Here is a 14418-nt window from a genome sequence, read left to right on the forward strand (position 1 = left end):
GTCAGCCCGTGAACAGCTCCGCGGCGCGGATGGCGGTCTGGAACAGGCCGTAGGCCAGGCCGATCACGACGGCGACGGCGAGGAACACGGCCGCCGCGGTCTCCGCCGGAGTGTTGGATTCGCGTGCGGCGCCTCCGCTCGCCCCACCGGCGCCGCTGCCGGTCTTCGCCTCCGTGGCTCCGGCGCGGTCGGCGCGGGCCTTCTCGGCGACCACGCTCTCGTCCTCGAAGTGCGTGGAGCTCACGGCGCGGATCAGCAGGTTCGCCACGAAGCCCACCACCAGCACGCCCACCATGACCCACATGGACAGGCGATACAGGTCCATGCCGTCGTGGCCGGCGGCGGCCTGCGATTCGACGATGCTGTTGACGATCAGCGGCCCGGCGATGCCGGCCGCGGACCATGCCGTCAGCAGCCGGCCGTGGATCGCGCCGACCTGGTACACCCCGAACAGGTCCTTGAGATACGCGGGGACCGTGGCGAAGCCGCCGCCGTAGAAGGAGATGATCACCAGCGCCGAGATCACGAAGATCGCCAGTGAGGTGGAGCCGACGGTCGCCAGCACCAGGTACAGCACGGCGCCGACGGAGAGGTACAGGGCGTAGTTGACCTTGCGGCCCAGATAGTCCGAGGTGGTGGACCAGATGAACCGGCCGGCCATGTTGGCGATCGACAGCAGGCCGACGAACCCGGCCGCCGCCGCGGCACCGATGCCGAACCCGTCCTGGACCATGGGCGAGGCGTTCTCGAGGATGCCGATGCCGGCGGTGACGTTGGTGAACAGCACGATCCACAGGAACCAGAACTGCGGGGTGCGGATGGCCTGCTTCGCCGAGACCGCGCCGCGGGTCTGCGCCGCATGGGCGCTGGCCTGCTCGGGGCTCCAGCCCGTCGGCTTCCAGTCCGGGTGGGGCAGGCGGACCACGTAGGCCCCGGCCGCGATGACGATCAGGTAGCACACGGCCAGGGTCACGAAGGTCGGCGTGAGCCCCGCGACGAGGTTCTCGGCCTCGGGGCCGCCGCCGTACAGCGCCATCAGCCGGTTCGAGGCGGGGCTGGCGATGAGCGCGCCGCCGCCGAATCCCATGATCGCCAGTCCGGTGGCCAGGCCGGGCCGGTCGGGGAACCACTTCATCAGCGTCGAGACCGGCGCGATGTACCCGATGCCCAGGCCGATCCCGCCGATCACCCCGTACCCGAGGTAGACCAGCCACAGCTGGCCGGTGGAGATGCCGAGGGAGGAGACCAGGAACCCGGCGACCCAGAACCCGCCCGCGGCGACCATCGCCATGCGCGGGCCGACGCGCTCGACCCACGTGCCCAGCACCGCCGAGGAGATGCCGAGCATCGCGATGGCCAGGGAGAAGATCCAGCCGACGGCGACCTCGCCGACGTCGAAGCGGCCCTGCAGCGGCGACTTGAAGACGCTGAAGGCATAGACCTGGCCGATCGAGAGGTGGATGGCCAGCGCCGCCGGCGGGATCAGCCAGCGATTGAAGCGGACGGGCGCGATGATCGCGCTGCGATCGAGAACGGACATGAGGAGCCTCCGGGGAGAGGGCCGGCATCAGCGGTGATGCCGCGCGGCTGAGGTGCTGCCTGACGCGGCGCCCACGATACGTCCCCGGGACCGGTCAGTCCGACCGCGCGGCGTGACGGCCCGCCGCGATCGCCGCGACCAGCGTGCCCGCGGACAGCGCCACCAGCACGACGCCGGGATGCCACCACGCCTGCGCCGTCCAGGCGCCCAGGCCCGCGGTCGCCAGCGGCACGAGCCCGCTGACCGTCGCGGCCACGGCGTAGCTCAGCGACAGCGCCGAGAGGCGGAACCGGGCCGGGAAGAGGTCGCTCATGAGCCCGCCGAGCGCCGCCCAGGACATGGTGGGCAGAATGCCGCCGATGACCATCATCGCCACCAGCACCCCGAACCCCGCCGACTGCAGCAGGAGGTACATCGGGAAGGCGATCAGCGCCGTCCCGGCCGCTCCGAGGCCCACCACCAGCGCCGAGCCGATGCGCGCCGCGAGCGCCCCGAACAGCGGGATCGTCACCAGCTGCAGGAGAGCGCCGATGGTGGCCGCGGTCAGCAGCTGCAGATACGGGTAGCCCAGCACCGCCGAGCCGTAGTTCATCGTGTAGGTGTTCATCAGCGCATAGGAGCCGATGCCCAGCTGGGCGGCGCCGATCGCGATGATCAGGGCCAGCGGCCGGGAGCGGAACATCTCGGCCAGCGGGATCCGTTCGCGGCCGCCCTCCCGCGCGAGCCGCATGAACACCGGCGTCTCCTCGACCCGGCGCCGCAGGTAGACCGAGACCAGCAGCAGCGGGATCGCCAGCAGGAAGGGCAGGCGCCAGCCCCAGCTGCTCATCGCCGATTCGGGCAGCGTCACCGAGAGCACGATGAACACCGCCGCTGAGAGGATCGAGCCGATGGGGGAGCCGAGCTGCGGGATCGCCGCGTAGAAGGCGCGCTTCAGGGGCCGGGAGTGCTCGGTGGCCAGCAGCACCGAGCCGCCCCACTCGCCGCCGAGCGAGATGCCCTGGATCAGGCGCATCAGCACCAGGCCGATCGCACCGAACCAGCCCGCCTGGGCGTACGTGGGCAGCAGCCCGATGAGCCCGGTGGCCACGCCCATCAGCGAGACCGTCCACAGCAGAGTGGCGCGCCGCCCGATCCGGTCACCGAGGTGCCCGAAGATGAGCGCCCCGACGGGCCGGATCACGAAGGAGACCGCGATGGTGCTGAACGACGCCAGCGTCGAGCCGGCCGGGCCCAGGGGCTCGAAGAACAGCGGGCCGACGAAGAACGCCGAGAAGTAGGCGTAGAGATAGAAGTCGAACTGTTCGAGCGAGGTGCCCACCATGGAGGCCCAGGCGATGCGCCACGGGGAGCGCGCGGCGGAGGACTGCGGGGCAGCCGTGGTGGTCATGAGGTCTCGCTTCCTGCCGCGACCGGACGCGGCGCTGACCAGCCTAGAAACCCTGCAGGCTCCGTGGTCGCCTTCGCGATAGGGCTCACACTCCGGGGTCGGCTCTCTAGACTCACCCGGGTGAGCGCCACCGACACCACCGTTCCCGCACCCGTCCGTCGGGCCGTGATCCTCGCGCGCGGCCTCGGCACCCGCATGCGCAGGGCCGACGACGCCGCGCAGCTCGACCCGGCTCAGGCCGCCGTGGCCGCCAGCGGCGTCAAGGCTCTGATCGATGTGGGCCGCCCCTTCCTCGACTACGTCATCTCCGCGCTCGCCGACGTCGGTGTCACCGAGGTGTGTCTGGTCATCGGCCCCGAGCACGATGCGCTGCGCGAGTACGCCGCGGCGGTCAGCGGTGGCCGGGTCACCGTGACCACCGCGATCCAGGCCGAACCGCGCGGCACCGCCGACGCCGTCGCAGCCGCCCGCGGCTTCGCCGGCGACGAGCGGGTCATCGTCGTCAACTCCGACAACTACTATCCGCGCGAGGCCCTCGCCGCGCTCGCCGCCGCCCCGGGCACCGCCCTGGTGGGCTTCGATCGTGCCGCCATGGTCGAGCGCTCCAACATCCCCGCCGACCGCGTGCGCGCCTTCGCCCTCGTCGCCACCGACGAGCACGGCCACCTGCGCGACATCGTCGAGAAACCCGACGAGCAGACCCTCGCCGCCTACGGTGAGGATGCGCCCGTGTCCATGAACGCCTGGCTGTTCACCCCCGCGATCTTCGACGCCTGCGCGCGCATCGAGCCGTCCGTGCGCGGGGAGTACGAGATCATCGACGCCGTGCGGCTGCTGGTGAGCGAGGGCGAGAGCGTCACCGTCGTCCCGTCGGCCGCCGGGGTGCTGGACATGTCCTCCCGCGGCGACATCGCCTCCATGCAGGAAGCCCTCGCCGGGATCGAGGTGCGGCTGTGACCGACGCGCTGACCGCGCTGACTCGAGCCGCCCGCGACGCACCGCAGCGGACCCGCTGGTTCGTGCCCGGCCGCATCGAGGTGCTCGGCAAGCACACCGACTACGCCGGCGGCCGCTCCCTGCTCGCCGCGGTCGACGCCGGGCACACCGTCACCGCCACGGCCCGCGCGGACCGCCTGCTGCGGGTGCGCTCCGAGGAGGCCGGCGAGACCGTCACCCTCGATCTCGATCGCCTCGAGGAGCCCACCGGCGAGGCCGACGGGCACTGGGGCGGCTATGTCCGCACGGTCGCCGCCCGGCTCGCGGCGAACGTCCCCGGCCGCCTGCGCGGCGCCGACATCACCGTGACCACCACACTGCCCCTGGCCGCGGGCATGTCCAGCTCCTCCGCGCTCGTCGTCGGCCTCGCCCTCGCGATGATCGACCTCTCCGGCCTCGCCGCCGAGCCGGCCTTCGCCACCGCGATCACCACGCCCGAGCAGCTCGGCGAGTACCTCGGCACGGTCGAGAACGGGCAGAGCTTCGGGGAGCTGAGCGGCCACCGCGGGGTGGGGACGTTCGGCGGCAGCGAGGACCACACCGCGATGCTCTGCGGGGTCCCCGGCGCCCTGGTCCAGTACTCCTTCTGCCCCGTCCGCCACGAACGCACGGTGGCTCTGGGGGACGAGCTCGCCCTGGTGATCGCCGTCAGCGGGGTGGAGGCCGCCAAGACCGGCGCCGCCCGCGAGGACTACAACCGGGTCTCCCTCGCCGTGGGCGAGATCCTGCGTCGCTGGCAGGAGGACACCGGCAGGCACGACGCTTCCCTTGCGGCTGCGATCGGCAGCGGGCCCGCGAGCGTTCAGCGCCTGCGGGAGCTCGCGGCCGACGACGGCTACCTCGCCGGGCGCCTCGAGCAGTTCCTCGCCGAGTCCGAGCGGATCGTCCCCGCCGCAGCACTCGCCCTCGAGGAGGGCGACCTCGCCGAGTTCGGGCGCCTGGCCGACGACTCCCAGGCCGGCGCCGAGAGGGGCCTGCGCAACCAGGTACCCGAGACGATCACCCTGCAGAGACTGGCCCGGGAGCTGGGTGCCCACGCCGCGAGCGCCTTCGGAGCGGGCTTCGGCGGGAGCGTCTGGGCCCTGGTCGACGCCGTGGAGGCGGAGCAGTTCGCCGGCCGCTGGCTGGAGGCCTACCGGGCGAGGCACCCCGAGCGGGCCGGGACGGCGTCGGTCGCCATCACGCGCCCCGGCGCGGCGGCCCATCGGGTGACAGACTGAGGCCGTGAGCACGCCGATGAACAACTCCCTGCCCTGGCCCACCGAGGCCCCCGTCCTGCCCGTGCTGTCGGTACGGCCGGTGCTGGATCGGATCGATTCCCTCGCCCGCACCCATGAGCAGGACGTCACCCTGATCCCCGGTCTCGCCATGACCGAGGAGGAGGTCGCCGCGGACCCGCCGCCCGCGCTCGAGCAGGTCGCCGACGAGCTCGGCGGCATCGAGCTGTGCGGCCAGAGGGTCCTGACCCTGCAGATCGAGGACCGCACCGACGTCGGCCCCTACACGCTGCTCGGCGAGGCGACCTCGTTCTACCCGCTGTACGAGACGCCCGATGCCGCGGTGATCCTCACGATCGATCCCGACGGAGCGCCCGGCGCCGTCTACGGCATCGGCGAGGACCTCGCCCTGTACCTGGCCGCACCGAACCTGGGCGGCTACCTGGAGCGTTTCGCCGATGCCCTCGAGGCCACGCTGAACGCCCTCGCCGAGCGCGACGACGAGGGCGAGGCCCGCACGGAGGCCGCCGAGCAGCTCATGGAGGGCCACCTGTTCGCCGAGATCCTGGGCACGGATGAGACGGCCGACCCGGTCGAGGTGCCCCTGCAGGCCCCGGCCACCACGGACATCGTCGACCTGCCCGGACATGCCGTCGCCGTGGCGGATCTGCGCGAGGCACCCCGCGGCGCCCGCGTCGACCTCATCGACGCCGATGTCCCCGGTGACCCGCTGGACCTCCACGTCATCTGGCGCGAACGCGGCCGGATCGTGGTCCTCGCCGGCTGACCCGCGGGCGCCCGCTCCTCAGGCCCGGGGCCGGCGGGCCGAGGCCGTGACCGCGGCGGCGACCAGGGTCAGCACGGCGCCGGTGATCGTCAGCGGTGTGAGGTGCCCGGGCGCGGCGATGGCGTCGATGACGACCGAGGCCACGATCTGCCCGGCGATGGTCGACATCGCCAGGGTCAGCACGCCCAGCGGGCCCGCCAGATAGGCCGCCATGGCGATGAACACGACGCCGATGGGGCCGCCCAGGTAGAGCAGCGGGTTCGCCGGCAGCGCCTCGGGCGGCCCGGCGACGAGCACGTGCGCCAGCGCGGCCATGCCCAGCGCCGCCGTGCCGACCACGAAGTTGCCCAGCGTGGCGACCATGAAATGGCCGCTGTGCTGGGTGACGCGCCCGTTGGTGGCCTGCTGCAGGCCCATGGCGACGCCGGCCACCATCGGCAGTGCGAGCAGATACCAGGGCGCCTCGGTGCTGATCCCGCGCGACATCGCCAGGATCACGGAGACCACCATCAGCCCGGCGCCGATCAGGCGCATCGGGGTCAGGTGGCGCACGCCGCCGGGGCCGAGCCCCACCCGGTCCACGACCAGCCCGGTCACCGTCTGACCGGCGACCACGCAGACGATGAACAGCGCCACCCCGAGCAGCGCCACGGAGAACGACTGTCCCAGCACGTACGTCGCCCCGCCCAGACCGCCGATCGCGAGATACCAGGGGAAGGCCCCGGTGCGCAGGTCCCGCCAGAACGTGCCGGAGAGCCGGCGCAGGCGCGGCATCAGGGCCACCAGCACCAGGATCAGCACGAGACCGGAGCCGAAGGAGATGACGGAGGCGACGAAGCCGTCCTCGAGCTCGGCGGCGAGGTCGGAGTTGATGCGTGCCTGGGTGGCGCCCATGACGCCGCCGACGACGGCGGCCGGGACGGCCCACCACGGGGCGTGGGACGCGGAGGAGGTCTGCGGGGAAGTGCCGGTCACGATCGCTCACTGTACGACCGCGGGCGGATTCGCGAGAACTGCCGATGGCCTGGCTCTCACCGGTCGGCCCAGCACACGGCATGGGTAGTCCTCCCCATGGCCGCCATCGTGCGACGGCCATACGGTGGAGCCATCACACGGGGAGCATCACGGGGCGTGGTGTGGGGATGAGGGAGACGAGGGGCCGATGAATCACTTCTGGGGGGCGGACACCGAGGCCTTGCGGTCGGTCGGGTCCATCTACGTGCGCAGAGCGGAGCTCCTGGCCGATCTGGAGGCGAGGCTGTCCTCGACCATCGACACCATCGAGTGGGTGGGCGAGGACGCCGACGCGTTCCGCGCCGACTGGACCGGCAAGGTCCGGCCGGGACTGCAGGACTGCTCCGTCGAGCTGCGCCACCACGCGCGTCGTCTGATGGGTCATGCCGACGAGCAGGAGGCAGCCTCCACCGTCGACGGCCCGACGTCCAGCGGCGGTGGCGGCGGCGCCGGAGGTTCGGGTGGCAGCGGCAGCGGCAGCGGCGGCGGTGCGGGCGCGGGCAGTCCGGGCGGCGCGACCGGCGGCAGTTCTGGCGGCCCAGGTGGCGCCGGCGTGGGCCTGGCAGAAGGCGTGTTCGGAGGCGACGACGGCATGGCGGGGATGCTGCGCGAAGCACTCAGCACCCCGGAGGGCCGGGCCGCGTTCCAGGGCGGGCTGCTGGGCAGCCTGACCGGCGGAATGCTGTCCGGCATCCTGGATCGCGCTCTCGATTCCGGAATGGGTCTGCAGGATCTGCTGACCGGCCTCGGCCTCGGCGGAGGCCTGGGCAACGTGATCGGCAACGGCCCGCTCACCGACGGCACCTCTGCCGACAGCACTTCGGGCGGCAGCGACAGCTCCGGCACCAGCGGCAGCGACTCCAGCGGCGCGGGCGACGGCAGCGGGGGCGGCGGCTCAGCCGGAGGCAGCGGCGGCGGCTCAAGCTCCGGTGGCGGCGCCGGCGGCGGCGAATCCGGAGGCGGCGCCGAGGAGGCGCTCGGCTCCGAAGCCGCAGGAACCGAGGGCGGAGGCCCGTCGGGCGGTGGTGGCATGCCGATCGGGATGCAGGGTCTCGTCGACGGCGGGGAGTCCAGCGGCGCCACGACCATGGGCGGACGCATCGAGATCGCCGGTGGCGACGAGGGCGGCTCCCTCCTGGACCGGATCCTCGAGATGATCGGCGACGTCATGGGACCGGGCGAAGGCAGCGGCCCGGCCATCGGCGAGAGCATCGGCCACTCCACGCAGGAGCATCGAGGCTGACGGGCCGGCAGGGTCTATCCTGAGAGGTCCGGTCGCCTCACCCCAGGAGCAGCGCCATGACCTCGTCCAGCACGGACACCCCCGCCCCGGTACTCGTCCTCGTTCCCGGCGCCGCCGGGGCTCCGACCGACGGCGGCGATCTCTTCGTCCTCGCCGACCCCGACGCCCCTCAGCTCTCGGTCACGGACCTGGTCGCCACCCGCGGCGACGGCGTCTTCGAGACGATCGGCGTGTTCGACGGCAAGGCCGTCAACGTCGGCCCCCACCTGGAGCGACTGGCACGCAGCGCGTCCCTGGCCGAACTGCCGGAGCCGGACCAGCAGACCATCGCCCAGGCGATCGACGCGGCGATCGCGGAGCACCCGGCGGTGCCCGAGCTGACCGTTCGCGTGATGCTCACGCGCGGCATCGAGGGCACGGGCACCCCCACCTGCTGGATCCACGCCCGCGTCTCGGACGACTGGACGCCGTACCGCGCCGGCATCCGCGTCGCCGCGCTGGACCGCGGCCTGTCCACCACCGTCACCGAGACCAGTCCCTGGCTGCTGCCGGGCGTGAAGACCCTCAGCTACGCCGTGAATATGGCCGCGACCCGCGAGGCCCGGCGCCGCGGCGCCGACGACGTCCTGTTCGTCTCCACCGACGGCTACGTCCTCGAAGGGCCGACGTCCACGCTGCTGGTGCGCCACGGCGACACCTACAGCACCACTCCCGTCAGCGCGGGCGTGCTGCCCGGCACCAGCGTGACCAGCCTCTTCGACGTCCTGCAACGCGAGGGCACGCAGACCCGCGAGCAGCTGATGGCCCCTGCCGACGTGACCTCGGCCGACGGCGCGTGGCTGCTGTCCTCCACCCGCCTGGCCGCGCCGATCTCCCACCTCGACGACCAGCAGCTGCCCGTGGATCTCGAGCTCACCGCCCGCTTCCAGCAGGTGCTGAAGGGGCAGGCCTGAGAGCTCAGCGGTCGATGGTCGACATGTCGCCGTAGCGCTCGCCCGCCACGGCGTCCCGCGGCACGGCCTCGACGAGCTCCCTCAGCGTGGCGGCATCCAGCGTCACGTCGGCCGCGCCGACATTCTCCTCGAGGTAGCGCACACGCTTCGTGCCCGGGATCGGCATCACGTCCTCGCCCTGGGCGAGGACCCAGGCCAGGGCGAGCTGGCCCGGGGTGCAGCCCACGCGCTCGGCGATCGCCCGCACTCGCGCGACCAGCTCCAGGTTGGCATCGAGCGCCGAGCCCTCGAAGCGCGGGAACCGGCCGGCGGCGCGGCTGTCGCCGTCCTTGAGCGTCGAGCGATCGATGGCGCCGGTGAGGATGCCGCGGCCCAGCGGGGAGTAGGGGACCAGTCCGATCCCGAGGTCGCGGAGGGTCGGCAGGATCTCGTCCTCGATGTCGCGGGTGAACAGGGAGTATTCGGTCTGCAGGGCCGTGATGGGGTGGACGGCGTGGGCGCGGCGGATCGTCGCCGCGGAGGCCTCCGACAGCCCGAGATGGCGGACCTTCCCGGCCTCGACCAGCTCCTTCATCGCTCCGACGGTCTCCTCGATCGGGACCTGCGGATCCACCCGGTGCTGGTAGTACAGGTCGATGTGGTCCAGGCCGAGCCGCTGCAGCGAGGCGTCGCAGGCGGCGCGGACGTACTCGGGACGGCCGTTGATGCCGACCATGGAGCCGTCGGCCCGTCGTTCGTTGCCGAACTTCGTGGCCAGCTGGATCCGATCGCGGGCCAGAGGGGCGGAGGCGATGGCCTCGCCCACGAGCTTCTCGTTGGTGAACGGGCCGTACATGTCGGCGGTGTCGAGGAAGGTGACCCCGAGGTCGAGGGCCCGGTGGATGGTGGCGATGCCGCCGGCGTGATCGGGGGTGCCGTAGAACTCCGACATGCCCATGCAGCCGAGGCCGAGGGTGGAGACGGTGAGCGGGGAGGCGGTGCCGAGAGTGCGCTGTGTGATAGTCATGGGTCCAGACAACTCCTTGGAGCGCGCTCCACGTCAAGCGCGTCCTCGTAGATACCGATCTTCTGCTCGATCGCCCCGAGGTGGGCGGTGACGTCGGCGAGCTGGGTGAGCACGACCTGCCGGTGGGCCTGCAGCAGCTCGAGCCGTTCCTGCTCGTTGCCCGCCCCCGCCCGCACCAGATCGGCGTACCGGCGGATCTCGCGGATCGGCATGTCCGTCGCGCGCAGCCTCGTGATCAGCGCGATCCAGGCGAGGTCAGGGTCCTCGTAGCGGCGCTGCCCGCTGGCCGAGCGGGGCACGGGCCGCAGCAGCAGGCCGGCCCGTTCGTAGTAGCGCAGCGTGTCCGAGGTCAGGGCGAGCTGCCCCGCCGCATCGGCGATCGCGATCCCATCGGTCATGATCCGAGTGTGACTCCTGGAGCGCGCTCCAGGGCAAGGCGCGTGCGGGGATCAGGCGCGGGCGAGGATCTCCCGGGCCAGCTCGGCGTCGACGATCACGGTGTCGATCGCCCCGCTGCGCAGCACGCCGCGCACCCCGGGGGCCTTCTCGGCGCCGGCCGCGACGCCGACCACCTCGGGGATCCGCAGCAGCTCGGAGAAGGTCACCGCGAGCACCCGCTGGTCCGTCGGCGCCCCCAGCGGCACCCCGTGCGCATCGACGAACCGCCCGCACACGTCGCCCACGGGGTCCTGCGCCTCGAACGCGGCGCGCTCGGCCTCGCTGAGGTTCATCAGCGAGACGATGTGCGGGGAGGAATGCAGGCCCACGGATCCGATGCCCACCAGGGCGAGCTCGACCTGCGCGGCGGCGGCGAGCACCTTCCCGATGCTCGACTCGGAGCGCAGGGTGGCCGCCGTGGTCGCCGATTCCAGCACCGCCGGCGCGTACAGGGTCTCCGGTCGCGCACCCAGCCGCGAGGCGAGCACCCGGAGCACAGAGTCACCGGAGTCGAACTGGTCCAGCGCGCTGTGCCCGCCCACCAGGGGCAGCACGCGGGGCGTCGGCCGCAGCTGCAGGGCATCGAGCTGGGCGATCACGTTCTGGACCGTCTGCCCCCAGGAGACGCCGATGCCGCCCACGTGCGCGGCCCGTTCGGCCAGCGCCGCAGCACCCTGGCGGGCCACCGCCTTCATCGCGGTGGTGCGCGGCGCCGAGACGACATGGGCCTCGCGCAGGGAGAACGCCGCCCGCAGCGCCGCCTCCATGGCCTCGTCACGCCGCGGAGGTCCCTCGGGGTCGTGGATCGCGATCTCGACGATTCCGCGGTCCCGCGCCTGGGTGAGGATCCGGGAGACGTTCGAGCGCGAGAGCCCGAGCTCGTGGGCGACCTCCGTCTGCGAACGGCCCTGCTCGTAGTAGAGCCGGGCCGCCCGCACGATCACGGCGGTGTCGCGAGGTGCGGGCATACGGTTCTCCTGGGACGCGCGGGAACGGATCCGCCCAGCGTACGCAGGGACGGGGCGAGGGGATGACAGAATCTGTGGCACCGACCCGGGAGGCCCCATGACCACAGATCCTCGTCACCGCGACCCTGCTGCGCCGCGCCTCGAGCTCGGCGTCGTCCTCTCCGGCCTCGACGTGGCCAGCGCCGAGGACGTGCTGCGCACCCTGGCCGGACGGCTGCTGGACGACGGCGCGGTGACGCCCGGCTTCCCCGACGCCCTGCACCAGCGCGAGCTGCGCTACCCCACGGGCCTGCCGACGCCGATCCCCACCGCGATCCCGCATGCCGATCCCGAGCATGTCCTTGTCCCCGGCCTCGCGCTGGCGACCCTGGCCCGGCCCGTGCCGTTCGGGGAGATGGGCGGCAGCGGCGGCACCGTGGACGTGCAGCTGGTGGCCATGCCCCTGCTCCGCGACGCCACGGAGCACCTGGCGACGCTGCAGCGACTGGTGGGCGTGCTGCGGGACGAGTCGGCCGTCGCGGATCTGCTGGCCGCGGCCGACGACGAGCAGCTGCGCGAGCGCGCGATGGCACAGCTGGGTAACGTCGAACCTGGCCAGAGAGAGGAGGATCGCGCGTGAGCTCACCGCGACTGGGAGTGAAGGCGCTGATCGTCCGCGATGCGCACGTGCTCATGAATCACTACATCGATCCCGACGGCAGCGACGTGTACGCCCCGCCGGGCGGCGGCCAGGAGCACGGCGAGGACCAAGTGTCAGCGCTGATCCGCGAGTGCCGCGAGGAGATCGGGGCACTGGTCGAGGTTCACCAGCTGGCCTGCCTCTACGAGCTCCTCATCCCGCCGTTCCACCAGGTCAGCGTGGCCTACTGGGCCGGTCTGGCCGAGGGCGAGGAACCGGGTATCGGCACCGAGCCGGATCCGGGGCAGGTGGGCACCGCCTGGCTTCCCCTGGATCGCCTCGCCGAGTACCGCTTCCATCCCGTCGAACTCGCCCGCTGGCTCGAGTCCGATCCCAGCAGCCGGCCCGTCTCGCTCGGGGTCTGCGCGGCCTGACGCCGGGCGGACCAGCTCCCGGGGCCGGGAGGAAAACGCTAGCCTGGGAGTCGCCGACTCACCTGTTTCATCACGAGGAGAATCATGCCCAGCTCGCCCTCCATCCCCTTCCACGACGGCCGTTCGATCCCGCAGCTCGGGTTCGGCGTCTGGCAGGTGGAGAACTCCGTGGCCACCGACGTCGTCGCCCAGGCACTCGAGGCCGGCTACCGCCACATCGACACCGCCCGCGGCTACAACAACGAGGCCGGCGTCGGCCAGGGCCTGAAGTCGGCGGGTCTCGCGCGTGATGACGTGTTCGTGACCTCGAAGGTTCCCAACCAGGACCAGGGGCGCGAGAACACCCTGCGATCCTTCGACGCCACCATGGAGGATCTCGGGCTCGAGGAGCTCGATCTCTACCTGATCCACTGGCCGGCCCCCGCCAACGGTCTCGCGGTCGAGACCTGGAAGACGTTCATCGAGCTGCAGGAGCAGGGCCGTATCCGCTCCATCGGCGTCTCGAACTTCCGCATCGAAGACCTGGAGAAGGTCGAGGCCGAGACCGGTGTGCGGCCGGTGCTGAACCAGATCGAGCTCCACCCCTACTTCAACCAGCCCGAGCTGCGCGAGTTCCACGCCTCCAAGAACATCGTCACCGAGTCCTGGTCGCCGCTGGGCCAGGGCGGCGGCGAGCTCACCGACCCCGTGGTCCAGGAGATCGCCGACAAGCACGGCGCCTCCACCGCGCAGGTCGTCATCGCCTGGAACCTGGCCCTCGGCAACGTGGTGATCCCGAAGTCCGAGACCCCCGAGCGCATCGTGTCGAACTTCGCCTCCCTCGAGGTCGAGCTCGCCGACGACGAGATCGAGGCGATCACCGCTCTGCACAAGGGCGACGCAGGTCGCCGCGGCGGCAACCCGGGCGAGTTCGGCGGTCGTCAGGGCGCCTGAGCCCGGACGACGGCTCGCACGAGCCGACCTGGTCAGGGACGGATGTCGGTAGGGTTCGAAGAATGTCGATCCCGACCGCCCCCGTCCCTGACCAGGCTTCGGTGTCCCACTGCCTGCTCGACGCGCACGGCCGGGAGCTTTCGGCCGTCGGTGCTGAGCACCCGTACTACGCCGCCAGCACGATCAAGCTGCACGTCCTGTGCGCTGCTCTGTTCGCGGCCGACCGCGGCGAGCTGGATCTCGACGCCACGGTCGGGTCGGCGCGGACCTTCACGGGCGCCGACGGGCAGGCATTCACCCTCGGCGGGGACCACCTCGATCCGACCCATCCTGGCGAGGGCGAGCGAATCGCGGTGCGCGAGCTGGCGGTTCGGATGATCGACCGCTCGAGCAATGAGGCGACGAACCATCTCGTCGAACTCATCGGCCTCGACGCAGTGGCCGCGGCGATCAAGGATCTGGGACTTACGGCCACTCGCGTCGAACGGCTCATCGGTGACAAGGGCGCCATCGATGCCGGCGCGACCAACGAGACCAGCGCCAGGGATCTTGCCGTGACGATGCGCGCACTGGTTGGAGCGGGGTCGGGCCTTTCGCGAGCGTCTCAGCAGCTGGCACGGGAAGCGCTGCGTGCTCAGCGCATTCCCGTGATCGGAAAGGCTCTGCGGCATGGAGTCGAGTGGGGGTCGAAGTCCGGCTGGGTCGAGGGTTATCGCCACGACGTCGCGTACGTGAGCAGCCCCGCCGGACCTGATACGCGTTTCCTGGCGGTCTTGACGGCCGGAATCGGCCAGGACGACGCCGACGCACAGATTGCCGACCTGGTTCGCACACTGCTCCCGGACCGCGCAGCCTGAACCCTGCTCCTGGGCACTGCCGT

Annotated in this window: 15 protein-coding genes; 9 read left to right on the forward strand and 6 right to left on the reverse strand. The window is 72.0% G+C overall.

Annotation, left to right across the window (positions count from 1 at the left end):
- Position 1: 1 nt before the first annotated feature.
- Positions 2–1540, reverse strand: coding sequence for an OFA family MFS transporter (locus ACFQRJ_RS09820; protein WP_377018851.1), 1539 nt, complete (start codon positions 1538–1540; stop codon positions 2–4).
- 94 nt (positions 1541–1634) lie between these two features.
- A complete protein-coding gene (locus ACFQRJ_RS09825; protein ID WP_377018852.1) occupies positions 1635–2930 on the reverse strand; it encodes an MFS transporter in 1296 nt (431 codons plus the stop codon).
- Between the two features lie 120 nt (positions 2931–3050).
- Here ACFQRJ_RS09825 and ACFQRJ_RS09830 point away from each other — a divergent pair, with 120 nt between their 5' ends.
- From ACFQRJ_RS09830 to ACFQRJ_RS09840, 3 genes are read left to right on the forward strand one after another with little or no spacing between them, the layout of a single operon-like run.
- Positions 3051–3887: a nucleotidyltransferase family protein gene (locus tag ACFQRJ_RS09830; RefSeq protein ID WP_377018853.1), complete on the forward strand. Its 837-nt coding sequence runs from the start codon at positions 3051–3053 to the stop codon at positions 3885–3887.
- Positions 3884–5146 (forward strand): galactokinase family protein, encoded by a 1263-nt coding sequence (locus tag ACFQRJ_RS09835; RefSeq protein ID WP_377018854.1) that lies wholly within the window; start codon positions 3884–3886, stop codon positions 5144–5146. Before ACFQRJ_RS09830 ends, ACFQRJ_RS09835 begins: the two co-directional genes overlap by 4 nt.
- A gap of 4 nt (positions 5147–5150) precedes the next feature.
- Positions 5151–5930 carry a hypothetical protein gene (locus tag ACFQRJ_RS09840; protein ID WP_377018855.1) on the forward strand — a complete coding sequence of 260 codons (780 nt, stop codon included), beginning with the start codon at positions 5151–5153 and terminating at the stop codon, positions 5928–5930.
- A gap of 18 nt (positions 5931–5948) precedes the next feature.
- Here ACFQRJ_RS09840 and ACFQRJ_RS09845 read toward each other — a convergent pair whose 3' ends face one another.
- A complete protein-coding gene (locus ACFQRJ_RS09845; RefSeq protein ID WP_377018856.1) occupies positions 5949–6905 on the reverse strand; it encodes a DMT family transporter in 957 nt (318 codons plus the stop codon).
- A gap of 187 nt (positions 6906–7092) precedes the next feature.
- Here ACFQRJ_RS09845 and ACFQRJ_RS09850 point away from each other — a divergent pair, with 187 nt between their 5' ends.
- Positions 7093–8187: a WXG100 family type VII secretion target gene (locus ACFQRJ_RS09850; RefSeq protein ID WP_377018857.1), complete on the forward strand. Its 1095-nt coding sequence runs from the start codon at positions 7093–7095 to the stop codon at positions 8185–8187.
- Between the two features lie 56 nt (positions 8188–8243).
- On the forward strand, positions 8244–9140 hold the full coding sequence (locus tag ACFQRJ_RS09855; protein WP_377018858.1) for an aminodeoxychorismate lyase: 897 nt from the start codon (positions 8244–8246) through the stop codon (positions 9138–9140).
- Between the two features lie 4 nt (positions 9141–9144).
- On the opposite strand, the gene ACFQRJ_RS09860 is transcribed toward ACFQRJ_RS09855, so the two are convergent.
- From ACFQRJ_RS09860 to ACFQRJ_RS09870, 3 genes are read right to left on the reverse strand one after another with little or no spacing between them, the layout of a single operon-like run.
- Entirely contained in the window at positions 9145–10140 is a 996-nt protein-coding gene (locus ACFQRJ_RS09860) for an aldo/keto reductase (RefSeq protein WP_377019003.1), read from the reverse strand.
- 2 nt (positions 10141–10142) lie between these two features.
- Positions 10143–10544, reverse strand: a complete 402-nt coding sequence (locus tag ACFQRJ_RS09865; RefSeq protein ID WP_377018859.1) for a MerR family transcriptional regulator — start codon at positions 10542–10544, stop codon at positions 10143–10145.
- A gap of 51 nt (positions 10545–10595) precedes the next feature.
- A complete protein-coding gene (locus ACFQRJ_RS09870) occupies positions 10596–11552 on the reverse strand; it encodes a sugar-binding transcriptional regulator (RefSeq protein WP_377018860.1) in 957 nt (318 codons plus the stop codon).
- Between the two features lie 97 nt (positions 11553–11649).
- On the opposite strand from ACFQRJ_RS09870, the gene ACFQRJ_RS09875 reads away from it, so the two are divergent.
- The 4 genes from ACFQRJ_RS09875 (at position 11650) to ACFQRJ_RS09890 (ending at position 14395) form a co-directional block, all read left to right on the forward strand.
- Entirely contained in the window at positions 11650–12171 is a 522-nt protein-coding gene (locus ACFQRJ_RS09875; RefSeq protein WP_377018861.1) for a PTS sugar transporter subunit IIA, read from the forward strand.
- Positions 12168–12605, forward strand: coding sequence for an NUDIX domain-containing protein (locus tag ACFQRJ_RS09880; RefSeq protein WP_377018863.1), 438 nt, complete (start codon positions 12168–12170; stop codon positions 12603–12605). The genes ACFQRJ_RS09875 and ACFQRJ_RS09880 overlap by 4 nt, the downstream gene beginning before the upstream one ends.
- 84 nt (positions 12606–12689) lie before the next feature.
- The gene (locus tag ACFQRJ_RS09885; protein ID WP_377018865.1) at positions 12690–13538 is read left to right on the forward strand and encodes an aldo/keto reductase; all 849 of its coding nucleotides are present in this window, start codon (positions 12690–12692) and stop codon (positions 13536–13538) included.
- A gap of 62 nt (positions 13539–13600) precedes the next feature.
- A complete protein-coding gene (locus ACFQRJ_RS09890; protein WP_377018866.1) occupies positions 13601–14395 on the forward strand; it encodes a serine hydrolase in 795 nt (264 codons plus the stop codon).
- Positions 14396–14418 lie beyond the last annotated feature (23 nt).

Origin of the sequence: Brachybacterium sp. GCM10030252 (assembly GCF_042666535.1) — a bacterium.
Classification (GTDB): Bacteria; Actinomycetota; Actinomycetes; order Actinomycetales; family Dermabacteraceae; genus Brachybacterium.